Annotated in this window: 22 protein-coding genes; 11 read left to right on the top strand and 11 right to left on the bottom strand. The window is 74.6% G+C overall.

From position 1 onward, the window contains the following. Nucleotides 1–2: 2 nt before the first annotated feature. Nucleotides 3–2,048: an AAA family ATPase gene (locus AB0P06_RS04445; protein WP_363605162.1), complete on the bottom strand. Its 2,046-nt coding sequence runs from the start codon at nucleotides 2,046–2,048 to the stop codon at nucleotides 3–5. Nucleotides 2,049–2,474: 426 nt separating this feature from the next. Beyond that, nucleotides 2,475–3,089, bottom strand: coding sequence for a hypothetical protein (locus AB0P06_RS04440; RefSeq protein WP_363605161.1), 615 nt, complete (start codon nucleotides 3,087–3,089; stop codon nucleotides 2,475–2,477). A 239-nt stretch (nucleotides 3,090–3,328) separates the two neighbouring features. Here AB0P06_RS04440 and AB0P06_RS04435 point away from each other — a divergent pair, with 239 nt between their 5' ends. Then, complete coding sequence (locus tag AB0P06_RS04435; RefSeq protein ID WP_363605004.1) at nucleotides 3,329–4,492, top strand: acyl-CoA dehydrogenase family protein; 1,164 nt, start codon at nucleotides 3,329–3,331, stop codon at nucleotides 4,490–4,492. Nucleotides 4,493–4,656: 164 nt separating this feature from the next. Here AB0P06_RS04435 and AB0P06_RS04430 read toward each other — a convergent pair whose 3' ends face one another. Beyond that, the gene (locus AB0P06_RS04430) at nucleotides 4,657–5,109 is read right to left on the bottom strand and encodes a hypothetical protein (protein ID WP_363605003.1); all 453 of its coding nucleotides are present in this window, start codon (nucleotides 5,107–5,109) and stop codon (nucleotides 4,657–4,659) included. A 229-nt stretch (nucleotides 5,110–5,338) separates the two neighbouring features. Here AB0P06_RS04430 and AB0P06_RS04425 point away from each other — a divergent pair, with 229 nt between their 5' ends. The 4 genes from AB0P06_RS04425 to fxsA all read left to right on the top strand — a co-directional run bounded on the left by AB0P06_RS04425 (nucleotide 5,339) and on the right by fxsA (nucleotide 9,938). Continuing rightward, complete coding sequence (locus AB0P06_RS04425; RefSeq protein ID WP_363605002.1) at nucleotides 5,339–5,779, top strand: Lrp/AsnC family transcriptional regulator; 441 nt, start codon at nucleotides 5,339–5,341, stop codon at nucleotides 5,777–5,779. Between the two features lie 121 nt (nucleotides 5,780–5,900). Beyond that, nucleotides 5,901–7,517: an amidohydrolase family protein gene (locus AB0P06_RS04420; protein ID WP_363605001.1), complete on the top strand. Its 1,617-nt coding sequence runs from the start codon at nucleotides 5,901–5,903 to the stop codon at nucleotides 7,515–7,517. 155 nt (nucleotides 7,518–7,672) lie between these two features. Then, nucleotides 7,673–9,286 carry an apolipoprotein N-acyltransferase gene (lnt, locus tag AB0P06_RS04415; protein WP_363605000.1) on the top strand — a complete coding sequence of 538 codons (1,614 nt, stop codon included), beginning with the start codon at nucleotides 7,673–7,675 and terminating at the stop codon, nucleotides 9,284–9,286. Nucleotides 9,287–9,368: 82 nt separating this feature from the next. Then, nucleotides 9,369–9,938 (top strand): FxsA family membrane protein, encoded by a 570-nt coding sequence (fxsA, locus tag AB0P06_RS04410; RefSeq protein WP_363604999.1) that lies wholly within the window; start codon nucleotides 9,369–9,371, stop codon nucleotides 9,936–9,938. Between the two features lie 151 nt (nucleotides 9,939–10,089). On the opposite strand, the gene AB0P06_RS04405 is transcribed toward fxsA, so the two are convergent. The 3 genes from AB0P06_RS04405 to AB0P06_RS04395 all read right to left on the bottom strand — a co-directional run bounded on the left by AB0P06_RS04405 (nucleotide 10,090) and on the right by AB0P06_RS04395 (nucleotide 12,751). Beyond that, nucleotides 10,090–10,464: an RNA polymerase-binding protein RbpA gene (locus tag AB0P06_RS04405; protein ID WP_030396357.1), complete on the bottom strand. Its 375-nt coding sequence runs from the start codon at nucleotides 10,462–10,464 to the stop codon at nucleotides 10,090–10,092. A gap of 290 nt (nucleotides 10,465–10,754) precedes the next feature. Beyond that, nucleotides 10,755–12,392, bottom strand: a complete 1,638-nt coding sequence (locus tag AB0P06_RS04400) for a hypothetical protein (protein ID WP_363604998.1) — start codon at nucleotides 12,390–12,392, stop codon at nucleotides 10,755–10,757. Between the two features lie 164 nt (nucleotides 12,393–12,556). Continuing rightward, on the bottom strand, nucleotides 12,557–12,751 hold the full coding sequence (locus tag AB0P06_RS04395) for a hypothetical protein (protein WP_063346460.1): 195 nt from the start codon (nucleotides 12,749–12,751) through the stop codon (nucleotides 12,557–12,559). A 394-nt stretch (nucleotides 12,752–13,145) separates the two neighbouring features. On the opposite strand from AB0P06_RS04395, the gene AB0P06_RS04390 reads away from it, so the two are divergent. The 4 genes from AB0P06_RS04390 (at nucleotide 13,146) to AB0P06_RS04375 (ending at nucleotide 16,279) form a co-directional block, all read left to right on the top strand. Beyond that, nucleotides 13,146–13,562, top strand: coding sequence for an ankyrin repeat domain-containing protein (locus AB0P06_RS04390; RefSeq protein ID WP_363604997.1), 417 nt, complete (start codon nucleotides 13,146–13,148; stop codon nucleotides 13,560–13,562). A 24-nt stretch (nucleotides 13,563–13,586) separates the two neighbouring features. Beyond that, on the top strand, nucleotides 13,587–14,171 hold the full coding sequence (locus tag AB0P06_RS04385) for a GNAT family N-acetyltransferase (RefSeq protein ID WP_363604995.1): 585 nt from the start codon (nucleotides 13,587–13,589) through the stop codon (nucleotides 14,169–14,171). A 73-nt stretch (nucleotides 14,172–14,244) separates the two neighbouring features. Next, a complete protein-coding gene (locus AB0P06_RS04380) occupies nucleotides 14,245–15,330 on the top strand; it encodes a serine hydrolase domain-containing protein (RefSeq protein WP_363604994.1) in 1,086 nt (361 codons plus the stop codon). Between the two features lie 445 nt (nucleotides 15,331–15,775). Beyond that, the gene (locus AB0P06_RS04375) at nucleotides 15,776–16,279 is read left to right on the top strand and encodes a helix-turn-helix domain-containing protein (RefSeq protein ID WP_363604993.1); all 504 of its coding nucleotides are present in this window, start codon (nucleotides 15,776–15,778) and stop codon (nucleotides 16,277–16,279) included. A 47-nt stretch (nucleotides 16,280–16,326) separates the two neighbouring features. Here AB0P06_RS04375 and AB0P06_RS04370 read toward each other — a convergent pair whose 3' ends face one another. From AB0P06_RS04370 to AB0P06_RS04350, 5 genes are all read right to left on the bottom strand, one after another. Further along, nucleotides 16,327–18,522, bottom strand: coding sequence for a tetratricopeptide repeat protein (locus AB0P06_RS04370; RefSeq protein WP_363604992.1), 2,196 nt, complete (start codon nucleotides 18,520–18,522; stop codon nucleotides 16,327–16,329). 19 nt (nucleotides 18,523–18,541) lie between these two features. Further along, the gene (locus tag AB0P06_RS04365) at nucleotides 18,542–19,816 is read right to left on the bottom strand and encodes a hypothetical protein (protein ID WP_363604991.1); all 1,275 of its coding nucleotides are present in this window, start codon (nucleotides 19,814–19,816) and stop codon (nucleotides 18,542–18,544) included. A 410-nt stretch (nucleotides 19,817–20,226) separates the two neighbouring features. Further along, a complete protein-coding gene (locus tag AB0P06_RS04360) occupies nucleotides 20,227–20,883 on the bottom strand; it encodes a vitamin K epoxide reductase family protein (RefSeq protein ID WP_363604990.1) in 657 nt (218 codons plus the stop codon). Nucleotides 20,884–20,948: 65 nt separating this feature from the next. Beyond that, the gene (locus tag AB0P06_RS04355) at nucleotides 20,949–21,782 is read right to left on the bottom strand and encodes a thioredoxin domain-containing protein (RefSeq protein ID WP_363604989.1); all 834 of its coding nucleotides are present in this window, start codon (nucleotides 21,780–21,782) and stop codon (nucleotides 20,949–20,951) included. A gap of 166 nt (nucleotides 21,783–21,948) precedes the next feature. Next, nucleotides 21,949–22,629 (bottom strand): hypothetical protein, encoded by a 681-nt coding sequence (locus AB0P06_RS04350; protein ID WP_363604988.1) that lies wholly within the window; start codon nucleotides 22,627–22,629, stop codon nucleotides 21,949–21,951. A 724-nt stretch (nucleotides 22,630–23,353) separates the two neighbouring features. Between AB0P06_RS04350 and AB0P06_RS04345 the strand changes: the two genes are divergently transcribed. Further along, nucleotides 23,354–23,521, top strand: coding sequence for a hypothetical protein (locus AB0P06_RS04345; protein ID WP_363604987.1), 168 nt, complete (start codon nucleotides 23,354–23,356; stop codon nucleotides 23,519–23,521). Next, nucleotides 23,518–23,904 (top strand): hypothetical protein, encoded by a 387-nt coding sequence (locus tag AB0P06_RS04340; protein WP_363604986.1) that lies wholly within the window; start codon nucleotides 23,518–23,520, stop codon nucleotides 23,902–23,904. The genes AB0P06_RS04345 and AB0P06_RS04340 overlap by 4 nt, the downstream gene beginning before the upstream one ends. The last annotated feature ends 40 nt before the right edge of the window (nucleotides 23,905–23,944 follow it).

The following is a 23,944-nucleotide window of genomic DNA, read 5'->3' as shown; positions in this document are numbered from 1 at the left end:
GCTCAGCCCCGGCCGTCGATCAGTTCGCCGTACGCCTGGACCAGGTCCGGCAGCCGCAGCGTCGCCAGGTCCTCCCGGCCCGGCGGCTCGCGCAGCATCGAGAGCCGCAGGTCCCGGTAGGCGCAGGACTTCTCGTAGAGGGTGCGGATGAACCGGCCGTTGCCCAGGTCGTCGATCCAGCCCTCACGGACCACATGGGTGCAGATGCTCGCCAGTTCCTCGCCCGCGTCCTCGTCCCAGCCGTCGCCGTCCCGGTCGGCGAGGGCCGCGCCGATCGCGGTCAGCTCGCCGGGGCGGTAGCTGGGGAAGTCGACCCGGGTGGTGAAGCGGGAGTTGAGGCCGGGGTTGGTGGCCAGCAGCCGGTTCATGCCCTCCGGGTAGCCGGCCAGGATCACCACCAGCCGGTCGCGGTTGTCCTCGGCCCGCTTCAGCAGCACCTGCAGCGCCTCGTCGCCGTACGCGTCGCCCTTGCTGTAGCCGGAGTTGGAGAGGCTGTACGCCTCGTCGATGAACAGCACACCGTCCAGTGCGGAGTCGATCAGCTCGTTCGCCTTGACCGCGGTCTGGCCGAGGAACTCTCCGACCAGGTCAGCCCGTTGGGCCTCGACCAGATGGTCACCGGAGAGCAGCCCGAGGGCGTGGAAGACCCGCCCGAGGATGCGGGCCACCGTGGTCTTGCCGGTGCCGGAGGGGCCGGAGAAGACGAAGTGGCGCTTCGGGGGCTGCACCGGCAGGCCCTGTTCGGTCCGCAGCCGGGACATCCGCAACTGCGCGGAGAGCGCCCGGACCTGCCGCTTCACCGGCTCCAGGCCGACCATCCGGGAGAGTTCGGCCAGTGCGGCGTCCAACTCCCGCTCGTCGCCGCCGCGTTCGGCGGTGAAGGGGCTCGCCGTCCGGGGCGCCGCCGCCCCGCCAGGTGCCGCCGCCGGACCGGTACCGGCCCCCGGCGGGGCGGGGGCGGGCGGGAGCGGCGAGCCGGAGCGTTCACCGGCCGCCAGCGGCGGGGCCCCGGCGCCCTGGTTGGCGCCCGCCTCCGCCGTGTCGCCCGGCCCGCCGGGCTCACCGGCGCCACCGCTCCCGACGGGTGCCGCCGTTCCGTCCGGCGGCACCGGAACGGCCGACCCGGCAGCCGCCTCCGCCTCCGGTTCCTCCGGCGCCTGCGCCGGCCCGCCGAACTCCGCCGGGTACGACCCGACCCCGAAGTCCGCCCCGAAGTCGGCCGCGTCCACTCCTGCGGCCTCCATCCCCGTACCGTCCAACTCCGCGTCGTCGAAGGCCTCGCCCGGCCTCCCGGTCTCCCGGCCGGCCGCACCGGCGGCGTCCAGCAGCGCGTCGACCACACCGTCCTCGGCCGAGATCGCCGCCAGCCGGGCCGCGGTGTCCATGAACGCCGGATCGGCCCGGTGCACCGCCCGGTAGAGCGGCAGCGCCGCAGCGCTGCGCCCCGCCCCCTCGTACGAGCGCGCCAGCCAGTACCGCAACTCCTTGCGCTGCGGCTGCTCGGAGCGGCAGCGGGCGAGCGAGGCCGCCAGCGGTGCCTGCGCCTGCGCGCACATGTCCAGCCGGACCCGCGCCATGCCCGCGAACAGTCCGGCCTCGATGCCGAGCAGCGGGTCGTCCAGCAGCCGGTCGGTGTCCCGGATCAACTGCTCCCAGTCCTTGAGCAGATAGGACCGGCAGGCGTACAGGAAGCGCGCCGACGGATCCTCGGCGGGCGCCGGACACTGCTCCAACGCCCGCTCCAGCTCGGCGAGATGGCGGCCGTCCAGCCAGTGCGAGGCATGGGCGAGGGTGAGGTCGCGGGTGTTCTCCAGCACCGGCTGCACCCACCAGCCCAGCCAGTACCAGGAACTGAGCGGGCGTTGGTGGCGTCGGCGCTGCTCACCGAAACGTTTCTGGTGCCGGTACATCGCGAGCAGCGCGCCGGAGGTGTCGCTGCGCAGCGCGTGCAGGCCGAGCCAGGCGTCGGCCATCCCCGGGTCCAGCCGGACGGCCACCCGGAACTCCTCCTCCGCGCGGGCGTACGCGCCCGCCGTGTAGGCGTCCATGGCACGCAGCCAGGCGCGGTCGGCGAGCCGGTTCGGGCCCGGGCCGCCCGCGTTGTTGCCGTCGGAACTGTCCACCGTCGTCACTCACGCCCCCCGCGGTGTGCCTCGGGGCTCGGCCGGCGGGTCGGGTGCGGAGAGCCGGCCCGAGGTCGACAGCCCCGGGGCGCATATGCGCCTCCAGGAATCGTACCGGCGCGACGCTGATCCGGAAGGGTGTCGCACCGGGTCAAATGTGATCGGGGGTGCGGTCGTTGGGCGATCACGGAGGCCGCGGGGGCCGGCCCGGGGCGGCCGAGGGCCGGGTGGGGGAGGGGCCGAACGGCATCCCCGGCTCACGGGGGAACAAGCCGGGGATGCCGCGTCCGGTGTTGCGCGATCAAGAAGTCCGGCAACTGGGGAGAACGTAAGTCCTGGCGATACCGCAGGTCAAGGGGTTGTTGAAGGTTCACCGACGGTGCCCGGCGCGATCCGGCCGGTCACCCCGTCGACCCTCGTCCCGGCGTACGGGCGGCTCGGATCGGCGGCGAAATGCGCGGATTCGGCCCGGGCCCAGCCCGCCCAGAACTCCGCCAGCGCCGGGCCGTCGCGCTCCTCCCCGCGGCGCCGGGCGTCCTCGGCGGCCAGCTCCATCCAGATCACCCGGGCCAGCCACGGCCGCACCCCGCGCCGCCCGGCGCCGACCCCCTCGACCAGGACCACCGGGGCGACGGGCGCCACGGCCGTCCCGGCGAACCGGCGCAGCGTCCAGTCGTACACCTGGTACGCGGCGTCCCGCCCGGCGGCCAGCGGCTCCAGCACCTGGCCGCGCAGCCGCCCGGTCCAGCCGAACGGCTCGGCGTGCGTGGCCAGATCGTCCAGATGGACCACCGGCGCACCCCCCAGCGCCCCGGCCAGCCGGCCCGCGAAGGTCGTCTTGCCGGAACCCGCGTGCCCGTCCACCGCGACCAGCCGCACCGGCCCGCAGGACGGCGGAAGCGCGCGCAGCTCCCGGGCGAGCGCGCCCAGGGCGTCGTCGGCGGCGAGGGCGGTCCTGCCCGGCAGCGGGGGGTGAGGGGTCACGGAAGCAGCCACAACGGCAACCCTACGGCGGCTCGCACTCCAGTACGGACAGTGATTCTCCGCAGGTCGTGACGGCAGCGCCCCGATCGGGCATACTCACTTCGCCACGCATGTGAACGGCCGTTCACCGTAACCCGGTGCCGGTCGGGCCGACCTGCCACACCCGCGTCGGGCCCGCCACGCCTGGGCCCGGTGCCCGATCGAGGAGGCGACCAACCGCCATGACCCCCGCCCCTGCGAAAGCCGTGGACCGCCAGCTGCCGAGCGAGGAGGCCCGGGAACTCCTGAGCCTCACCCGGGACCTGGTCCAGCGCGAGATCCAGCCGCGCGCGGCGGAGGACGAGGCCGCCGACCGCTTCCCGCGCGAGGTGTTCCGGACCCTCGGCGCGGCCGGCCTGCTCTCCCTCCCGTACGAGGAGCGGTACGGCGGCGGCGAGCAGCCCTACGAGGTCTACCTGCAGGTCCTGGAGGAGCTGGCGGCCGGCTGGCTGGCCATCGGCCTCGGCGTCAGCGTGCACACCCTCTCCTGCCACGCCCTCGCCACCTTCGGCACCGAGGAGCAGCGCGCCGCCTGGCTGCCCGGCATGCTCTCCGGCGAGCAGCTCGGCGCCTACTGCCTCTCCGAGCCGCAGTCCGGCTCGGACGCCGCCGCGCTGCGCACCCGCGCCGACCTGGACGGCGAGGAGTACGTGGTCAGCGGCACCAAGGCGTGGATCACCCACGGCGGGCAGGCCGACTTCTACAGCGCCATGGTCCGCACCGGCGAGCAGGGCCCGCACGGCATCAGCTGCCTGCTGGTGCCCGGCACGGCGGACGGCCTCTCGGCCGCCCCGCCGGAGCACAAGATGGGCATGCGGTCCTCGCCGACCGCGCAGCTGCACTTCGACGGGGTCCGGGTCGACCGGGAGCGGCTGGTCGGCACCGAGGGCCAGGGCTTCCAGATCGCGCTCGCCGCACTGGACTCCGGCCGCCTCGGCATCGCCGCCTGCGCGATCGGGGTCGCCCAGGCGGCCCTCGACCTCGCGGTGGAGTACGCGGGCACCCGCAAGCAGTTCGGCCGGCCGATCGCCGAGTTCCAGGGCCTGTCGTTCATGCTCGCCGACATGGCCACCCAGATCGAGGCCGGCCGCTCGCTCTACCTGACCGCCGCCCGCCGCCGCGATGCCGGGCTGCCGTTCTCCAAGGAGGCGGCGATGGCCAAGCTGTTCTGCACCGACACCGCGATGCGGGTGACCACCGACGCCGTCCAGGTGCTCGGCGGCTACGGCTACACCCAGGACTTCCCGGCCGAGCGCTACATGCGCGAGGCCAAGGTGCTGCAGATCGTCGAGGGCACCAACCAGATCCAGCGCCTGGTCATCGGCCGCCACCTGACCAAGGACTGACCTCCGGGGGCGGCCTCCGGGCAGCCCCCGGGAAACGGCCTCCGGGCGTCACTCCAGGGTGCGGAGCGACGCCCGGAGGCGTAGGGCGGGCCCGGGGCCGGGCCGGACGGTCACCCCGCCTGCACGGGGTGGCCGTCCGTCGACTGCGCGGTGGGGCCGCGGGGTCAGCGCCGGACGAGCCGGCCGCGCTGCTCCGGGATGGCCGGGGCCGGCACCGTCCGCACCGGGCGGTGGGCCACGGCGTGCGAGAACGGCTGGGTGCGCCAGTCGAGTTCGGAGGGCAGCGTCAGCAGCGCCTCCAGGCTGTCGGCGTCGGCGTCCGCCGTCGGCTCGACCTCCGCCAGGTCGTCCGCCGACGTGCCGGAACCGGGGCAGAGGGCGGGGGAGAAGGGGTGCCAGGCGGTCGGCAGCACCGCGTGCTGCGGGAGCCGCTCCTCGTCGCCCACCAGGGCTATCGGGCGCCGGCACTCGGGGCAGTGGACCCGGAAGATCTCCCAGGTCTCGCCCTCACCGGGGTCGACCCCCGGCGCAGGGCCGTGGGCGACCGCGAGATCCTCGCGGCCGGTCATATCGTGGGCGTCGTCGGCGCTCAGCGAACGCTGGTCAGTTGCAGGCATGGTGATCCCCCTCGGATCGGGCCCGGCGTGGTCGCCCGGGGCCACAACCAGCACTTCCCTGCGACACGGACTCATAACCCTGCGGCCTGTTGCACTGTGATGCACCAGGTGTGTCCTTGGCCACATTCGTCCGGCATGTGCCCGGTCGGCACCCCGCACCACCGCCGGTGACACCGGGTGCGCCCATCGCGGCGCCCCGCGCGCCCCCGACCCGGTAGGTTTGCGCCTTGTGGAGGATCTCGACCAACGCATCGTCCAGCTGCTCCTTGAGGACGGCCGGATGAGCTACACGGACCTGGGCAAGGCCACCGGCCTGTCCACCTCGGCGGTGCACCAGCGTGTGCGGCGCCTGGAACAGCGCGGGGTGATCCGCGGCTACACCGCGATCATCGACCCCGACGCCGTCGATCTGGCGCTGACCGCGTTCATCTCGGTCAAACCCTTCGATCCCAGCGCCCCCGACGACACACCGGAACGCCTCGCCGGCCTGCCCGAGATCGAGGCCTGCCACAGCGTCGCCGGGGACGAGAACTACATCCTCAAGGTCCGCGTCGGCGCCCCCGGCGACCTGGAGGACCTGCTCGCGCGCATCCGCAGCGCGGCCGGTGTCTCCACCCGCACCACCGTCGTCCTCTCCACCCCCTACGAGGCACGCCCCCCGAAGTTCTGACCGCACGGCCCCGGCCGGCTCCGGCGGTGCGGCCCGGCCGGGCACCCCGAAACGCTCCGACCACGAACCCGTGGGCCCCCGGCCCGAGGACGGGCGGGCGGGAAGGTGCAGACTTAGCCGCATGACCGAACGCACCCCCCGGACCGTCCTGCTGCGCGGCGGCGCCGTCTACAGCCCCGCCGACCCCTTCGCGACCGCGATGCTCGTCGAGGGCGAGCACGTCGCCTGGGTCGGCAGCGACGGCGCCGCCGAGGCGTACACCGACGTCGCGGACGAGATCGTCGAGCTGGACGGCGCACTGGTCACCCCCGCCTTCGCCGACGCCCATGTGCACGCCACCTCCACCGGTCTGGCGCTCACCGGCCTCGACCTCACCGGCAGCCCCTCGCTCGCCGCCGCGCTCGACGCCGTCGCCGCCTTCACGGCCGACCGGCCGGAGGCCGGCGGGGTGCTCATCGGCCACGGCTGGGACGAGACCGGCTGGCCCGAGGGCCGCCCGCCGACCCTCGCCGAACTCGACGCGGCCGCCGGGGGCGCCGCCGTCTACCTCTCCCGGACCGACGTGCACTCCGCGCTCGCCACCACCGCGCTGCGCGCGCTCACCGACGGCCTGGCCGGGCGGCCCGGCTTCGCCGCCGAGGGCCCGCTCACCCGGGACGCCCACCACGCCGTCCGGCAGACCGCGCTCGCCCACCTCACCCCCGAACAGCGCCGCCGCGCCCAGCGCGCCACGCTCGCCCGCGCCGCCGAACTCGGCATCGGCTCGCTGCACGAGTGCGCCGGCCCGGAGATCTCCTCCGAAACCGACCTGGCCGCCCTGCTCGCCCTCGCCGCCGACGGCGACACCCCCGAAGTCTTCGGCTACTGGGGCGAGTTGGGCGGTGTCGAGACCGCCCGCCGGCTCGGCGCCGTCGGCGCCGGCGGCGACCTCTTCGTCGACGGCGCGCTCGGCTCGCACACCGCCTGCCTGCACAGCCCGTACGCCGACGCCGACCACACCGGCACCTCCTACCTCAGCGCCGAGCAGGTCGCCGACCACGTCGCCGCCTGCACCGAGGCGGGCCTCCAGGCCGGCTTCCACGCCATCGGCGACGCCGCCGTCGCCGCCGTCGTCGATGGCGTCCGGGCGGCCGGCGAGCGGGTGGGCGCCGACCGGGTCAAGGCGCGGCGCCACCGCGTCGAGCACGCCGAGGCCCTGGACGAGACCTCCGTCGCCGCCTTCGCCGAACTCGGCCTCACCGCCTCCGTCCAGCCCGCCTTCGACGCCGCCTGGGGCGGCCCCGACGGCATGTACGTCCAGCGGCTCGGCGCCGAGCGCGCCGCCGCGCTCAACCCCTTCGCCGCCCTGCTGCGGACCGGCGTCCCGCTCGCCTTCGGCTCGGACGCCCCCGTCACCCCGCTCGACCCCTGGGGCACCGTCCGCGCGGCCGCCTTCCACCGCACCCCCGAGCACCGGATCTCGGTCCGCGCCGCCTTCACCGCGCACACCCGCGGCGGCTGGCGGGCGCTCGGCCGGGACCAGGACGGCGTCCTCGTCCCGGGGGCGGTCGCCAGCTACGCGATCTGGGCCGCCGACGACCTGGTCGTCCAGGCCCCCGACTCCCGGGTGGCCGGCTGGTCCACCGACCCGCGCTCCGGCACTCCCGGCCTGCCCGACCTCACCCCGGGCCGTCCGCTCCCGGCCTGCCTGCGCACCGTCGTCCGCGGCCGGACCGTCCACCTGGCCGCCGGGGCCTAGGGTCTGTCGTCAGACCCTCGCGGCGGCCCCGGTCGCTACCACCCTGACCTCACGGTTCCGTGTCCTTCCGGGGTACCTTCTTCGGACAGCGTCCGAACATGCATGCCCCCGGGTCCGCGGGGCGGCTCCCCCAGAGAGATGGTGCGCCGGTGGCCATGCCCGTCACCCAGGAGCGGTCCGGGACCGCGCCCCAGTCGCCCGACCAGGCCCCCCGGCCCGGCCGGGCGGCCCGCGCCCTCGCCAAGGTCCGCGCCGGGCTGCCCCGCACCGGCCTGGCCGTGCTGGGCGGGCTGCTGCTCGCCCTGGCCTTCCCGCCGTTCGACCTCTGGCCGCTCTCCCTGGTCGGCGTCGCCGCGCTCTCCCTGCTCACCCGGGGCCGCACCGCCCGCCAGGCCGCCTGGACGGGCTTCGCCTTCGGCCTGCCGTTCTTCCTGCTGCTGCTCAGCTGGCTGCGGGTGATCGGCTGGGACGCCACCGTCGGACTGTCCGTCATCGAGGCCCTCTTCCTGGCGGCGCTCGGCTCCGGACTCGCCGTCACCTCCCGCCTGCCCGGCTGGCCGCTCTGGGCCGGCTGCCTCTGGATCACCCAGGAGTGGGCGCGCGACCGGCTCCCGCTCGGCGGCTTCCCCTGGGGCCGGCTGGCCTTCGCCAACACCGCCACCCCCTACACCCCACTCGCCGCGCTCGGCGGGGCCCCGCTGGTGACCTTCGCCGTCGCCCTCAGCGGCGCCCTGCTGGCCTGGGCCGCGCTGCGCCTGCGCGGGCCCCGCAGGGCCCCGAGGGCCGCCGCGCTGGCCGCCCTCGGCGCGGTCGCCGCCCTGCTGGCCGGCTACCTCGTCCCGGTGCCCACCGCGCCCGCCGACACGGTCAAGGTCGCCCTCGTCCAGGGCAACGTGCCCAACCCCGGCATGGACTTCCTCGGCCGCCCGATGATGGTCCTCAACAACCACGCCGCCGCCACCGAGAAGCTCGCCGCCGACATCGAGGCCGGCCGGGTCGAGCGCCCGGACATCGTGATCTGGCCGGAGAACTCCTCCGACCTCGACCCGTTCAGCGACCCGCTCGCCTACCAGCGCATCGACGAGGCCGTGAAGGCGATCGGCGTGCCCACCCTGGTCGGCACCCTGGTCGACGGCCCGGACAGCCGGCACGTCCAGAACGAGGGCATCGTCTGGGACCCGAAGACCGGTCCCGGCGCCTCCTACACCAAGCAGCACCCGGTCCCGTTCGGCGAGTACGTGCCGTTCCGCGACCAGCTCGCCAAGGTGATCACCCGCCTCCAGCGGGTCGCCCGCGACTTCTACCCCGGCGACCACAACGGCGTCATGCAGCTCGGCCCGGCCCGGATCGGCGACGTGATCTGCTTCGAGGTGGCCTACGACGAGATCGTCCGCGACACCGTGGACAAGGGCGCCCGGGTCCTGGTCGTCCAGACCAACAACGCCACCTACGCCAAGACCGGCCAGCCCGAGCAGCAGCTCGCGATGTCCCGGCTGCGCGCCGTCGAGCACGGCCGGGCCGTCCTGATCGCCGCCACCAGCGGCATCAGCGCCGTGATCGCCCCCGACGGCTCGGTGGTCCAGCGCACCGAGGAACTGACCGCCGCCGAGCTGTCAGCCGTCGTCCCGCTGCGCGACGGCACCACGGTCGCCGACCGCGTCGGCGCCGCGCCCGAGTGGACGCTGGCCGTCGCGGGCCTGCTGGCCTGCGGCGCGGCCGTGCTGATCGGCCGCCGCCGGCGCCCCGCCGCCGGAACACCCGCCACCTGAGGATCGTTGCACCAGGTGGTGCCGTAGCCGGCCCGGACCTCCCGTGCGGCGCGCAGAGCACCGCTTGGAGTGGATTCGTACCGTGACCCAGCAAGCTACCCCCGCCCGTCCGGCCCCGCGCGGCAAGCTCCGGCGGGTGCTGCCGCTGCTGATCACCGCCTGGCTGGTGCTGGAGATCTGGCTGCTGGTCCAGGTGGGCTCGCGGCTCGGCGGCCTCACCGTCCTCCTGCTGCTCATAGCCGGCGCCGTGATCGGTGGTTCGCTGATCAAGCGGGCCGGGGCGAAGGCGCTGTCGGCGGCGCTCGAACAGAGCCGTGACCCGAAGCCGCAGCAGGCCCAGACCGGGACGAGCATGACGGTCCTGGCCGGCCTGCTGCTGATCGTCCCGGGCCTCCTCTCGGACGCCCTGGCGCTCACCCTGATCTTCCCGCCCACCCGGGCGCTCTGGCGGGCCGCCGGGCGCCGTTTCGCCGACAAGGCGCTGCGCAGCACCGCGGCCACCGGCGCGGACCCGCTGGCGGACGCCGTGCGGCTCCAGGAGCAGCTGCGGATCCACCGGCCGGACGGCAAGGTGATCCAGGGCGAGGTGGTCGAGCCCGGCGCCGGCCCGCAGGGCCCGGACACCACCTACCGGCCCCCGATCAAGGGCTGACCCGGCCGGGGCGGCCCGCGCCGGGCCGCCCCGCCTTCCGGTCCCGTCGCCCCGGCTCCCCGGGCGGGAGCCGGTTTCGGGCAACGCGAAAGGGACCCTGGTGGCCAGGGTCCCTTTTCGCGTGCTCCCGCCGCCGTGGGCGGGAGCGGGGTCAGGCGCTCTTACGGGTGTCCCGCGGGTGTACCGCGAGGTTCATCCCTCCGGAGCGGAGTACGGCCAGCCGCTCGGCCAGCACCTCCTCCAGCTCCTCGCGCGTCCGGCGCTCCATCAGCATGTCCCAATGGGTGCGTGTGGGCTTGGTCTTCTTCTCCTCCGGCTCATCACCGTCGAGAAGTACTGCCTCCTGGCCGCAGAAACGGCATTCCCAGGCCGAGGGGATCTCGGCCTCGACCGAGAAAGGAACCTCGAATCGGTGTCCGTTCTGACATGCGTACTCGACGGTCTGGCGGGGAGCCAGATCGATACCGCGGTCGGTCTCGTAGCTAGTGGCCCCGAGTCGCGTGCCGCGGAGAGCTCGCTCGCTCATGAATCGTGCCTCCCGGGCTTATGGCCCACAGGACTAGTGGTCGCTGTTCTTCGTCGTTCGGTCAACGCTCGGCTTCCGACGAAGATTCCCGTCCCGGGACATGCGTCGTCTGTCGTGCCGTCCCTGTTTGTACCCACCAGCGCCCGATTTGTCACATCTGGTCGGTGATATCACCCCAGGTGTCACCTATTTCACATGCGGTGATCGATCGGGCTTTCCGTGAGGAGCGTACCGGGACGGGATACGACGCCCGTCGCCGCCCCGGCCGAAGGCCGTCCGGACGGCCCCGTTCAGCCGAGCGGGCGGGAGCGCAGGGTGGGGTGCCCCTTGGCGAGGTCGACCGGTCCGGCCTCCGGGTCCAGCTCCACCGGCACCGCCGGGGGCGGCCCGGCCGGGAGCGGCGGCGCCTCGACCGGCGCGGCCGCCTCGGTCCGGGTGTCTCGGTGCGGCAGCAGGGCGATCACCGCCTCGCGCAGCTGCGCCGGGGCGTCCTCGTCCAGTGGGTCGACGGTGGCCGGCACCTGGAGGCGGACCGGTGCGCCGGCGCCGATCCGGGCATAGCCGCGCCCGGCGGGGGCGTGCGCGGCCGGCACGATGTCCAGCGGTGTGCCGAGTGCGGCCTGCCCCTCCGCGGGGCCGGTCGGGCCGAGCGTCACCCGGGCCCGGGTGGTGGCCCGGACGGTCGGGGTGATCCGGTCACGGGCCTCGATGTCGTCGGCGATCACCACGGTGACCCGGGCGGCGCGGCCGTGCCGCAGCGGCAGCTCCAGCAGGTCCTGCGGGTCGGGGCGGCCCTCCGCGTGGGCCAGCTCGCTGAGCTCGGTCGGGTGGTCCAGCAGCAGCCAGAGCGGCCGGGTGATGTCCTCCGGGGGCGCCACCCCGGCGTGCCGGGCGGCGTTCAGCGCGGCCAGCCGGCGCTCGGTCTCCCCGGCGGCCCACTCCAGTGCGGCCAGCGCGCCGTGCAGGCTGGTCTCCACGGTGTGCACACCGGGGCGGTTGACCAGACAGGCGTGCTCGCCGGTCCCGGCGCCGTCGATCACCACCAGGTCCCCGAACGGGAGCGCCTGGAGCGCGACCGAGCGGATCAGGCTGGAGGTGCCGTACCCGGTCACGCCCAGCGCCAGCAGGTGCGGCTCGGCCGAGCGCGGCCCGGTGCGCCAGACCACCGGCGGCTGCTGGACGATCGTCCCGCCCTGGCCGACCGGGATGGTCCGGGCACTGCCCTCCTCGTCGGTGAAGCCCAGCACGATCTCGCCGGGCGCGGTGACGAACCGCTGGGCCGCGATGTCGGTCGGCAGCGGCGCCAGCGCGGTGATCCGCAGCCGGTTGGACTCCTCGTCCCAGTCGAACCGGTACTCCCGGGCGCGGCCGGCCTTGCCCTGGACGACCTGTTCGATCCGGGTCCGGGCGGCGGGCTCGGTGTCGGTGAAGTAGGCCGGGTAGACCAGCTCCAGCCGGGAGAGCCGGCCGTCGCCGTCGAACTCCCAGGCGCCGAAGACGTCCTGGTAGCGGCCCTCGTGGTGGTAGAGCGGGTTGAGGTCATCGGGGCCGGTCAGGTACGGCGTGAGCGCGGCGTACAGGGCGCCGAGCTTGAGGTCGGCGGCGTTCGGCTCGGGCGGCCCCGGCGGTCCCTTCGGGGACCGTCCGGCCCAGGCCGCGCTGGCCATCAGTGCCACCAGGGCGAACAGCAGGCCGTGCGGCAGCAGGTAGATGCCGAGCAGCATCGCGGCGGTCAGGAAGAGCGTCGGCCCGCGCCGATCCTTCGGGGTGGCCTGCCAGCGGTCCTTGGCCCAGCCGATGTGGTGGCGCAGCCCGCGTCCGATGACGGTGAGCGGCGCGAACATGTCGGAGGCGTGGTCGCCGGCCGTGCGGGCGAGGTCGAGGCCCTTGCTGAGACGGCGGTTGGGCGGCATTCCTTTGAGCGGCATTCCTTGGCTCCCCGGGCGAGTGGGACGGTCGGGTTCGGGAGTGGTGCGGGGGTCGGCCCGGGTGCGGGGTGCGGCCGGGCCCGGGTGAACGACGGGGCCCGGGGGCGGTGGGATCCGCGCCCGGGCCCGGCCGGGGAGTTGCGGCGGGAATTGTCAGGCAAGCGCTAGAACTTGAGGCCGCCGAGCAGGCTGGCCAGGCTCGCGCCGCCCGCGGTGATGCTCGGCGCGATCGAGGAACCGGCGACATAGAAGCCGAAGAGGGCGCAGACGACGGCGTGGGAGACCTTTAGTCCGTCCCTGCGGAAGAAGAGAAAGGCGATGGTGCCGAACAGGACGATGCCGGAAATCGAGAGGATCACGATCTGCTCCTCGGGGAGGGGGACAGGGACGGCATGACGGAAAGTGCCACAATCGTGACAAAAAGTAATAGATGATGGAACGGTGCAAATGGGTGGTCTTCCTGGCCAATACCGGCCGGTGAGCCGGGTGGAGGCAGGTGAACCGCCTTGGACGGGGGGCGTCTTGTCGCCCCGGTCCGGCGCGCCGAGGCATTCCCGGCGGGCGGGCGGGAGGCTTCCGGGGGTGCCGGGAAGTCGCCCGAACGGCGGCGTGGCCCGCACGCCCGGGTGCCGCGCGGGGGAATACCGCCGTCCGGCCGCCGGACGCGTGCTGGATCATCCGTGCACCGGGCCGCTACGGTGCGTACGCGCCACCCACAGCCGCATCACCCACGACACGAAAGCAGGGTCCGTCATGACCGACGCCACCAGCCGGCCGCCCGCCGACGCCCCGGACGCCGAGGTGATCGAGCTGGCCGGGAAGCTCTTCGACGCCGCCCGGGCCGGGGACACCGCCACCCTCGCCGCCTATGTGGACGCCGGTGCGCCCGCCAACCTCTCCAACGACCGCGGCGACACCCTGCTGATGCTCGCCGCGTACCACGGTCACGCCGCCACCGTCGGCGCGCTGCTGGAGCGCGGGGCCGACCCGAACCGGGCCAACGACCGGGGCCAGACGCCGCTGGCCGGGGCCGTCTTCAAGGGCGCCGACGACGTGCTCACCGTGCTGCTGGACGGCGGCGCCGACCCGAAGGCCGGCAGCCCGTCCGCCGTCGACACCGCCGTGATGTTCGGGAAGCAGGAGCTGGTCGCCCGGTTCGAGGGCCGCTGACCGCAGGTCGTAGGCTTTTCAACCATGGAGAGCACCACGGGCACCGCCGCCGTCCAGCGCGACGACAGGGGCGGCCAGGAAGACAGGGGCGACAGGGCCGGCACCGTCGAGTTCCGGATCACCGGCTACGGCCACCCGGACGCGCAGCGACTGTCGGCGGAGGTGCAGGAGGAGTACGTCCGCCGCTACGGCGAGGGCGACCTCACGGTCCTGCACCCCGACGACTTCGAGCCGCCGGCCGGGCTGTTCCTGATCGCCTACCTGGACGGCGCGCCGGCCGCCTGCGGTGGCTGGCGCGCCAAGCAGGCCGATCCGCACGGGCTGCGGGACGGCGACGCCGAGCTGAAGCGGATGTTCGTCGTCCCCACCGCCCGGGGCCGGGGCCTCGCCCGGGCGGTGCTGCGCCGGCTGGAGCAGACCGCCGTCGAGGCCGGACGCACCCGCTTCGTGCTGGAGACCGGCACCGAGCAGCCCGAGGCGGTCGCGCTGTACGGCTCCGAGGGGTACCGGCCGATCCAGAAGTTCGGCATCTACCGGGAGCACCCGCAGAGCATCTGCCTCGGCAAGGAGTTCGCCGGCCAGGGGCTCGCGGGCGCGGTCACCGTCTGAGTCCACGCCCGCTGGGTAGGCTCCCGGCGGGTCGGCCGGCGGCGGGCCGGCGGACGACGGGGCGGGGGCGCGCATGAACGAGGAACCGCCGGGCGGCGAACCGGGTCCGGCCCCGCTCGCCGTCCTCGCCGCCCCCGGCGGGGAGCTGGACCGGCTGGTGTCGGACGGCCTGCGGGCGGTCGGAGCCGGTGCGGTCTGGGCCGTCGGCGACGCGGGCGGTACACGCGGCCGGGGCCGTCGGGGCGTCCTCGGGGAGGGCCGGTACGCCCGGCTGGAGGCGGACCACGACACGCTCTACGACCTCGCCAGCCTCACCAAGATCATCGCGCTCTGGCCCTGCGCCGGCGTTCTCCGGCAGGCCGGGCGCCTGCCGCTGGACCGGCCCCTCGGCGACTACTGGCCGGCGGCCGCAGGCCGGCCGGTCGGCGTGGTGACCGCGCGCCACCTGCTCACCCACACCGCCGGAATGCCGCTGCGCACCAACTTCGAGGCGCTCTACGGCCGCGACCGGGCGGCCGTTCGGGCCGGCGTCCTCGCCGCCCCACTGCACCGCCCGCCCGGCACCGCCGTCGAGTACACCGACCGCGCCGCCGTCCTGCTCGGCCACCTGGTCGAGCACCTCGGCGGCGCCCCGCTCGGCGAACTCGCCGAACGGCAGGTCTGGCGCCCGCTCGGCATGGCCGACACCCGGTTCGGCCCGCTCGCCCCCGACGAGGCCGCCCGCGCCGCGCCCACCGAGTACGACGAGGCGACCGGTGCCCACCTGCGCGGCATCGTCCACGACCCGTCCGCCCGGCTGCTCGGCGGCGTCAGCGGCAACGCCGGAGCCTTCTCCACCGCCCGCGACCTCGAACGCTTCCTCACCGCGCTGCTCGACCCGCCGTCCGCGCTGCCCTGGGTCGCCCCCTGGGCCGCCGAGTCGCTGCGCGAGCAGACCGGCGGTCTCGCCCCCGCCCGCGGCCTCTCCTGGCTCTGTGCCCCCGGCACCGACCCCGCCGAGGGCACCTTCGTCCACTACGGCTTCACCGGCACCGGGATCTGGATCAGCCTCCGGCTCGGCCGCTGGGCGCTGCTGCTCACCAACAAGGTCCACTACAACCGCGAGCTCCAGCCGCTCACCGACCTGCGCAACGCCTTCCGCCGGGCCGTCTTCGGCTGACACCCCACCGAGGGCTCCGCCGCGTCCGGTTGCGTCCGGCGGGATGCGTGGGATGGAGGGCGACGCCTGGGAACTCCTGGGGGAGTTTCACCGATATTCCGCCGCGCCGGTCCGCACGCCGGCTCGCAGTGGCGCGGGGCGGGGTATTCGCCATTGACGCACGCGCCGGTGAGCGGCATGCTGATGCGTGTTATGCGGCTGTTACACCGGCTTACGCTGCGAAATACCGGCAGCGGAATGGCCGTGCGTCGGCACCCCCCAGATATCTGGGGGGTGTTTGTCCCGGCGCCGCCCCGGGGGGAGGGGTTGGTGCCACCCCTGCCCGTCGCGGTGCATCGTCCCTGTTCGGGGGCCAGTTGCGGCCTGGCCCGGCCCCGGCGGGCGCCGCACTGCATTGCGCAGAGAGCGTGCGCTGCGCGGACCTATCCGAGAATGTGGTGATGGCATGGTATTGCAGAATCCGGAGAGCGCCAGACGCGGTGACAGATGGCCGCCGGGCAGGTCGCCGGTGACGCCGGCGGGCCGCCCGCCGCTGGCCTCCGGGGCGGATTCCGAATTCGCCGAGCGGGAATTAGGAATTGTCCTGCGCCGATTGCGGCTGGAGCGCGGCCTCTCGATGCGGGCGCTTGCCCGGCGACTGGGATACAGCGCGCACAGTATGTTCTCGGACATCGAAATGGGTCGGCGGATACCCTCCGAGGCGCTGGTCGGCTCGTACGAGGAGACCTTCGGGCTGCCGCCCGGCTCGCTCCTGGTGGTGCGGCAGCGGGCGATGGCCGGGCGTGCGCGGCGGATGACGGCCGGTGCCGACCCGCGGCCGGCCGGGGCGGGCCAGGGCGGGGCGGGCCAGGGCGGGGCGGACCAGAAGCCGCTCTCCGACGCCGTGGCGCGGCTGGCGGTCGCCGTGCTGAGCCGCACCCGTAGCGTCGTCGGCCGCTGGATCCCTTAGGTCTTGCCCGGGTGCCGGGCCGCGGGGGTGCGGCCCGGCACCGGCGGTCAGCCGGTCATGGCCGTGCGCCGCGCCAGGCACTCGGCGCGGGCGGCGAGGACGTCATCGTCCTCCGGAAGGAGCTCGGCGGCGATGTCGAGATCGGCGAGTGCGGCGTCCCACCGGTCGGCCCTCAGCAGGACGAAGGCGCGGTTGTACCGGACGGCCGGGTCCTGCGGAGCGAGCTCGACCGCTTGGTGAAGATCCGTCAGGGCCTTTTCCAGATCGTCGAGTTGGCAGGCCGCGGTGGCCCGGCCGCACAGGGCGGGCAGCAGGTGCGGGTCGGCGGCCAGGGCCCGGTCGAAGGCCTCCCGCGCCGCCTTGTGCTCGTCGCGTTCCGCGTGCACCCGGCCGAGTGCGGCCAGCAGGTGCGGGTTCTGCGGGTCCAGCGCGAGCCCGGCCGCGGCGTCCCGCCCGGCGCCGTCCGGATCGCCGAGGTCGAGCAGGATCCCGGCCCGGTTGACGTAGGCGTCGACGAAGCTCGGGTCCAGCACCAGCACATAGCCGAAGTCGGCGAGGGCGCCCTCGGTGTCGCCGTTCGCGTTCCTGACGTCCCCCCGGTTGTAGTAGACCTCGGGGAACGGCGGGCCGAGGCGCAGCGCCGTCTCGTAGGCGGCGAGCGCGGCCTCGTCGTCGCCCCGCGACCGGAGCAGGTTGCCGAGATCGAAGTGGTACTCCGGATAGTGCGGATCGGCGGCGATCACCGCGCGGAGGTCGTCCAGGGCCTCGTCCAGCCGGCCCAGTCCGCCGAGCACCGTCGCCCGGTTGTGGCGCAGGACGGAGCGGTGCAGGCTGTGCTCGTCGTGGCCGAGGTCGCGGTCGAGCTCGGCGAGGCCGGCTGTGACCAGTTCGAGGGCCGCCTCGGGGTGGCCGAGGTGCGCCTCGATCAGGGCGAGGCCGTTGTTGTGGAAGACGGTGTTGAAGGCGCGCTGGCGGCGGTCGGGCAGGAGCGAGGCGAGGGCGATGGCCTCGTTGATCCAGCCCAGGGCCCGGTCGTGGTCGCGGCGGTCGGGTGCGCGGTGCCTGGTGAACAGCATGGCGGTCGCGTACGCGCACTGGATGTGGACGGCGGGGTTGCGCGACCGGGCCCGGGCCTCGTCGCAGATCGCCTCGGCCTCGTCGGCCCGGCCGAGGGCGGACAGCGAGGTCGGCATCTTGCCGGTGAAGTGCCACCAGGCCTCCGGGTGCCGTTCGGGATCGCAGAGCGCGCGGCCCCGGCGGCACAGGTCGAGGGTGGCGTCGTAGAAGCCGAGCAGCATGCAGGCGTCCATCGCCTCGGCGAGCGCGGGCAGTCCGGTGCCGAGGACGTCACTGCCGTGTTCGCGGTGGTACGGGACGGCGCCCAGTGCCGCCGATCTCTCACCGGCGGCCAGCAGGGCCTCGGCCCGTTGGTCGTGCAGGGCCTGCCGTTCCCCGGCCGGGAGGCGGAGGTAGGCGGCGAGCGCGGCCGGGTCGTCGTCGGTGGCGTCCCCGGCGATGTAACGGGCCGCCGCCGCCCGGCTGTTCGCCTCGTCCGTCTCGTCCGTCTCGTCCGGTACGGCGGGGGCGGCCGCCGGGGCGTCGATCCGCGTGCAGTGGAGCGCCAGGACCAGCGGCAGGTTCTCGCCGGGCGGGGTGCCGGGCTCCACCGCGGGATCGGCCGGCGGCGGGTCGAGCAGTGCGGCGGTGCCCCCGGCCAGCACGGTCAGCAGTGCCGGGTCGGTGCGCCGCAGGAGGACGGAGAGGAACTCCAGATCGGTCGGGTCGGCGTGGTCGAGGTCCTCGACGACCAGGGAACGGGTGCCGTACCCCTCGGCGGTGAGCAGCTCGGCCAGGAACTCCTGCAGCCCGTGCGCGATCCGCAGCGTGCGCCGGCGCGAGTAGAAGCGGGTCCGCTCCTGGGGCACGGCCAGCGAGGTGAGGGTCTCCCGGGTGGCGGGCAGCCGGTCGCGCAGCTCCGGTGCCACGGTGAGGAGTTCGACCTCGTGGGCGGTGACCAGCTCAGGCCGCCGCGCCAGCGCGTCCGGCAGCAGCCCCCGGACCAGTGTGCCGGCGGCCGTGTACGGGCCGCGCAGCCTGCGGTGCGCGGAGATCTCCGGCAGCAGGGGCGCCGGGACGCCGAGCCGCTCCCGGGCGGCGGCACGGTCCCGGCGCAGCCGACCGGCCACGAGGACGTGCCGCCCGCCACCCGTCGGCGCGGCGTGGTCGGCGGAGGTGATGGACATGGGCCCTCCAGGGGGGACGTCAGGACGGGAACGGCAGGCCGGCCGCGGTGCGGGCGGTGCGCCGGGTGCGCCGCTCCCGCAGGAACAGCACGGTGGCGAGGGTGAGTTCACCGACGGTCATCAGCAGGAACAGGACGCTGTCGGCGAGCCCGGCCCAGCGGTGCGCCGGGTCGCCGGACAGTTGCGTGAGCACCGTCCCGTACGCCTTGGCCACGATCGGGGGCAGGCTGACCGCCATCGTCGCCAGGGCGGCGGTGTAGCCGACGGCCATCAGGACCGAGTACCAGCGGGCCACCGAGCGGTCGCGGGGGTGCCAGCTCTCCGGGGCGTACGGCTCGGGGCGGCCCCGCAGCCGCGCCCACCGGTTCGCCAGCAGCTGCTTGGCCGTCGTCTGCAGGTCGACGCAGCCCAGCACGGTGACCACGAGGTAGTACACATCGGTTCGCAGGAAGAAGAAACACTGCCACAGCAGCCGCAGCACGGTCGAGTACCCGAGGCCCAGGGCCACGCCGCCGATCAGGGAGAAGCCGCCGTCGGCGGTGCGGGTGGCGGCGGCCAGCAGGGTCAGCGAGGCGAGGACGGCGACGTCGGTGAGCATGCCGGCGAGCATCGGGAGCACCCGTTTGCGGCGTTCCACCGCGACCAGCCCGTCCAGGGCCGTCTGGAAGACCACGAAGTACAGCCGCCGGCCCACGGACAGGGTGGACGGCAGGCCCAGGCGGCGCCCTGCCAGCGCGTGCGCGGCCTCGTGCAGCAGGATCAGTGGCGCCTGGGCGAGGAACATGACCGCGACGAGCACCGACATGTACGGGGTGAAGAACAGGTGCCGGTAGCCGGGGGCCAGGTCGGGGGAGCGGACCACGGCGGTCAACCAGGCCGCCAGCAGCAGGAGATACAGCACCGCGCCGACGCGGGAGAACACCGCCCGGCCGAGCCGCTGCCAGCGCACCGGTGGGCGCGGCGCCGCCGGTTCGCCCGGCGGCCGCAGGAAGCCGAGTTCGCCGAGATCGGCGACGAAGTCGGCGAGGTCGACCGTCTCGCCGTAGGTCTCGGTGTACCACCGCGCGGCCTGCGCGCGGGGCATCCCGTCCACGAGCCGGCGCAGCAGTGCCGCGCCGTCCGCGGGAAGGACCACGAAGGTCCCCTCGTCGAGCCGTCCGACCGTCACCTCGTCGCCGTCCGGCTGGAAGACGAGCTCGTGGAAGGTGAGAGGCCGGTCCGGTTCCGGTGGCTGCCGTACGGCCTGCGGCGGTTGCTGCTCGCCGGGCTCGGCCGTGGCCGGCCTGTCTGGCATGGCTCCTCCAAGCGGATGACCGGGACACCGACCGCAGGACGGCTCGTGGCACGCGGCGGTGGCTCCGGGAGGATCCCCGGGGCCACCGCCGGTCCGAGCCGCTCGCGACTACGCGGGGAGCGGGATCGGGGGCCACGTCGGCCCGCACGGGGCGCCGCCGTAGAGCGCCGCAGCGCTGGTCAGACGGACCGAGCCCGCCTTGCGGATGGCGATCTTCTTCATCCTGGTCACCTCCTCTCGCCGGATGGAGCCCGTCAGCGCCCGGTGCTCGCGATCGAGGCGAGCGCCGGGCGCTGACGGGAACAGGTCATCTCTAGCAGCGGAGGAGGGCTGTACTCGATACCCCGTGAACAAGCCGGGTCCATGTCGAGAACAGCCCCGGTACGACAGGCCGGTGGGGCCGCCGGGGCTCAGAGCAGGGTGCTCCAGTAGTACCAGAAGCGGTTGAGGATCAGCAGGGCGATCACGGCCGCCCAGAGGACCGGGAGCGCCCAGTGGTAGCGGGCGGCCTCGCGGACCACCGGCCGCAGCCGGGGGCCGACCGGGATGACACCGGTGCGCAGGTTGTGCAGCGTCGTGTACCAGAAGAGCGGGATCACGGTGGCCCAGACCACCATGCAGTAGGGGCAGAGCGCCCCGATCCGGTACAGCGCCTGGTCGATCAGCCAGTGCACGAAGAACACCCCGAGCAGGGTGCCCGCGTGCAGACCCAGCCAGAACCAGCGGCGGTAGGCGGCGCCCGCCAGCAGCCCGGCGCCGATCGCCGTCAGCGCGCCGAACGCGGCCAGGCCGAGCAGCGGGTTCGGGAAACCGAAGACCTCGGCCTGTTCGGTGCGCATCACCGAACCACAGCTGATCACCGGGTTGATGTTGCAACTGGGTATGTACGACGGGTTCTCGAGGATGCGGAGCTTGTCGAAGGTCAGGACGGCCGAGGCGGCCAGCCCGATCAGCCCGCCGATCAGCAGGAACAGGGAGTACACCCGGCCCGCGCCGATCGGCGCGCGGTTCGGCGGGGTGGTGGCGGCCACGGGAGGGGAGGGGTTCACGGTGGTCGGGGCGGTCATGGCAGAGCACTCCGGTAGGTGTGAAGGGGACCGGCCCGGCCGGAGATCGGCCGGGCCGGTGGTGCTCACTGCGCGCCCGTGGCCTGCTTGATCTGGGCCGTGAACTCCTCGGGCGTCACCGCGCGGTTGCCGCTGAACAGCGTGATCGGCTTGCCGTCCAGCTTGACCGTCGGCGTGCCCGTCACCCCGCTGCTGCTGAACGCGTCCGCGACCTTCGTCGCCCACGGCGCGTACGTCCGGTCGTTGACCGCCTTGACGAAGGCGTCCGTCTTCAGCCCCGGCACCTGGCCGGCCAGGTCCAGCAGGTGGTTGACGTCGCCGAAGGCGTCCTGGCGCTCGTCCGGCTGGTTGGCGTAGAGCACGTCGTGGAACTGCTTGAACTTGTCCACGCCCTCGTTCAGCGCGGCGCCGGCAGCGGCCAGCGCCGTGCGCGAGCCCTTGCCGCCGAGCGGCTTGTCCAGGAACGCGGCCAGGTGGTACTCGATCTTGACCGTGCCGTCGTCCGCCAGCTTCTTGACGGTGTCGCCGTTGGTCGCCTCGAAGGTCTTGCAGACCGGGCAGCGGAAGTCCTCGAACACCTGCAGCGTGTGCGGGGCGTCGGCCTTGCCGTACACCACCAGGGTGCCGTCCGGGCCGGTGGTGTTGGCGGGCACGACCAGCGCGGTCGGCGCGGCGGGCTCGGCGGCGGAGGACTTGTCGTCACCCGCCGAGCTGATCGCCACCGCCGCCCCGCCCGCTATGGCGAGCACGGCGACGGCCGAGACGGCGACGACGGTCAGCCGGCGGCGCTTGGCCGCCTGCTGCTCCTGGCGCTGCGCCTCCTGGATCCGCTCGCGGGCGCTGACGCGCTTGGCCTGCTTGCTGTTCGGGTTCGGCTGCCTGTTGCTGGACTGGGCCATGGTGGGTCAACTCCTGTACGGGGCGCGCGGTGTGCGCGGGGGCGCCGCCTCGGCGCGGCGCGGGGCGCCGGCGGGCACGAGGGGGCTCGGACTGGTCTGCTCGGGCGTGGCACACCGCCTGCGGGGGTGTCCGGGTGCTCCCGGGGCCGCCGTGGCGGCGGGGTCGTCAGCAGGCGGGCGCGAAGGCCGACGGCGGGCCACGCCGGGGCGCCGGGCTGAGCACCACGGCCTCGCGACGCGGCCGCGGCCGGTCCGAGACCGGCAGCGGCACCCGCAGCACCGGCCGGACCGGAGCCGGGGCCAGCAGCAGGAACAGGGCGCGCAGCGGGGCCGCGAGCGACTGGCGCAACGCGCGCAGCGAGCGGGCCAGGCCCGACAGGGCGGCGTCGCCCAGCCGCAGCCAGACGGCGGCGGCCAGCGCGACCAGCAGGTGGACCAGCAGGACGAGCAGCTGGGTGACGGCGGGTGCGAGCGGCCCGGTGTGTCCCAACTGCCCGGAGAACAGCGACCCGTCGACCGAACCGCCGCCGCACACCAGCAGGTTCATGCCGCGCGCGGGGGCGTGCTCCGCCCCGAGGGCCGGGCCGCAGCCGGCCTGGCCCAGATTGAAGGTCGTGTTGAGCATCAGCTCGACCGGGACCAGCACGGCCGAGATGTGCACCAGCCGGCGCTCCCGGCCGGCCAGCACGGCCGCGACCAGGAAGACGACCGCGGTCGCGGCCACCACCAGGGTGAGCGGCAGCGGGCGACCGGTGATGACGACCTGCCCCAGCGCGGACAGCGGCACGGCGAACGCGGTGAACACCGCGGCCCGCAGGGCCCTCGTCGCGTGCGTGGAAGTCGTCACGCCCCGGAGTATGCCACGACGTTTACACCCGGGACGAGGGTGCGTCGGCGGTCGTGGTCACAAGCCCGAACAGATTGCCCCTCCGTGGTCGTTCGTTCGCGGGGGAACGGCGGGGAGTTCACCGGCTGGGTGGGTTTGGGACGGCGAGGACGGCTGAGGCACCGTCAGGGGCTGCCGTCGGCGGCGGGGGCGATTCGACAATCTGGCGATGGACCACACCCTCGCCGCCCCCGGCCAGTGGAACCCGCACCCCGGGCCGCCGTTCAGCCCGAGCCCGCCGACGGTACGTCCGCCGGCGCCTCCGCTGCCGCCCCTGCCGCCCGCCCCGCCGGCGGTCGGTCCGCCGGTGATCGATCCGCCCGTGATCGATCCGCCGGTGGCACCCGATCCGCCGACGGTGCACCCGCCGTGGGAGCACTGTCCGGCGCCTTCGGCCACGCCCTCGCCGGTACCCGCTTCGCCCTCTCCTCCCGTTCCGTCCACTCCTTCCGCTCCGACGAACGCTGCGCCGGACGCTGTGCCGGTCCCGTCCACGCCCCCGTGGTCGTCGCCGGCGCCGTGGCAGGCCGCCCCGTCGGCCCCGGCGGCCGAGAGCGCCGAGCCGGGCCGGGAGCAGCCGGCACCGCACCGGGCGTCACCGTCGGCCGTGCCGTCGTTCTCACCCTCGCCGGCGGAGCTTCCACCGCCTCCCGCCCCGCCGCCGTCGGCCGCACCCGCGCCCGCCGTGACCGTCGCGATCGTCGGCGCACTGCCGCCGACCAGCGGCGCTCCGCCCCCGCCCGCCCTCGACCCGGTGGTCTGGACCGCTGTGCTGATCATCGTCGTCCTGGTCCCGGCCGTCCTCGCAGCGGCCCTCGGCCACTTCCACCCGACACCCCGGAGCCGCAGATGAACCCCGGCCCGCTCCTCAGCGCCGCCGCGTCCATGGCGATCGCCGTCGCCGCTCTCGCCGTCGCCCACCGGCTGCGCCCCGCCGTCCCCGAGGGCGAGGACCCACCCGAACCCCACCCCGCCATCTACGGGATCGGCTCCGGCCTGCTGTCCGGCTTCACCCTCCTCACCGGCTTCCTGATCGCCACCGGCTGGGCGGCGCGCTCCACCGGCGCGGCCCCGCCCGGCGGCCTCTACGCCGCCGACATCGCCGCCGGTGCCGCCGTCCTCCTCTACCCCTCCCTGGCCGGCCTGCCCTTCACCCCGCGTTACACCACCGCCGTCTGCCTCTTCGCCGCCCTGGTCGGCTACACCATGTCCCTGGCGCTCCAACTCCGGCCGTAGCCGGGCGCGTGGCGGTCCGGCGCGTCATCGGGCGGACGCC

It is taken from the genome of Kitasatospora sp. NPDC088351, from assembly GCF_040685575.1.
Lineage (GTDB): Bacteria > Actinomycetota > Actinomycetes > Streptomycetales > Streptomycetaceae > Kitasatospora.
This window is presented reverse-complemented; position numbering and strand designations above follow the sequence as displayed.

Bases quoted from the DNA above. Each gene is read 5' to 3' on its own strand.
- AB0P06_RS04445 (WP_363605162.1), bottom strand. From the start codon at position 2,048: ATGGACGCCTACACGGCGGGCGCGTACGCCCGCGCGGAGGAGGAGTTC.
- AB0P06_RS04435 (WP_363605004.1), top strand. From the start codon at position 3,329: ATGACCCCCGCCCCTGCGAAAGCCGTGGACCGCCAGCTGCCGAGCGAG.
- AB0P06_RS04430 (WP_363605003.1), bottom strand. From the start codon at position 5,109: ATGCCTGCAACTGACCAGCGTTCGCTGAGCGCCGACGACGCCCACGAT.
- AB0P06_RS04420 (WP_363605001.1), top strand. From the start codon at position 5,901: ATGACCGAACGCACCCCCCGGACCGTCCTGCTGCGCGGCGGCGCCGTC.
- lnt (WP_363605000.1), top strand. From the start codon at position 7,673: ATGCCCGTCACCCAGGAGCGGTCCGGGACCGCGCCCCAGTCGCCCGAC.
- AB0P06_RS04405 (WP_030396357.1), bottom strand. From the start codon at position 10,464: ATGAGCGAGCGAGCTCTCCGCGGCACGCGACTCGGGGCCACTAGCTAC.
- AB0P06_RS04400 (WP_363604998.1), bottom strand. From the start codon at position 12,392: ATGCCGCTCAAAGGAATGCCGCCCAACCGCCGTCTCAGCAAGGGCCTC.
- AB0P06_RS04390 (WP_363604997.1), top strand. From the start codon at position 13,146: ATGACCGACGCCACCAGCCGGCCGCCCGCCGACGCCCCGGACGCCGAG.
- AB0P06_RS04385 (WP_363604995.1), top strand. From the start codon at position 13,587: ATGGAGAGCACCACGGGCACCGCCGCCGTCCAGCGCGACGACAGGGGC.
- AB0P06_RS04380 (WP_363604994.1), top strand. From the start codon at position 14,245: ATGAACGAGGAACCGCCGGGCGGCGAACCGGGTCCGGCCCCGCTCGCC.
- AB0P06_RS04375 (WP_363604993.1), top strand. From the start codon at position 15,776: ATGGTATTGCAGAATCCGGAGAGCGCCAGACGCGGTGACAGATGGCCG.
- AB0P06_RS04370 (WP_363604992.1), bottom strand. From the start codon at position 18,522: ATGTCCATCACCTCCGCCGACCACGCCGCGCCGACGGGTGGCGGGCGG.
- AB0P06_RS04365 (WP_363604991.1), bottom strand. From the start codon at position 19,816: ATGCCAGACAGGCCGGCCACGGCCGAGCCCGGCGAGCAGCAACCGCCG.
- AB0P06_RS04360 (WP_363604990.1), bottom strand. From the start codon at position 20,883: ATGACCGCCCCGACCACCGTGAACCCCTCCCCTCCCGTGGCCGCCACC.
- AB0P06_RS04355 (WP_363604989.1), bottom strand. From the start codon at position 21,782: ATGGCCCAGTCCAGCAACAGGCAGCCGAACCCGAACAGCAAGCAGGCC.
- AB0P06_RS04340 (WP_363604986.1), top strand. From the start codon at position 23,518: ATGAACCCCGGCCCGCTCCTCAGCGCCGCCGCGTCCATGGCGATCGCC.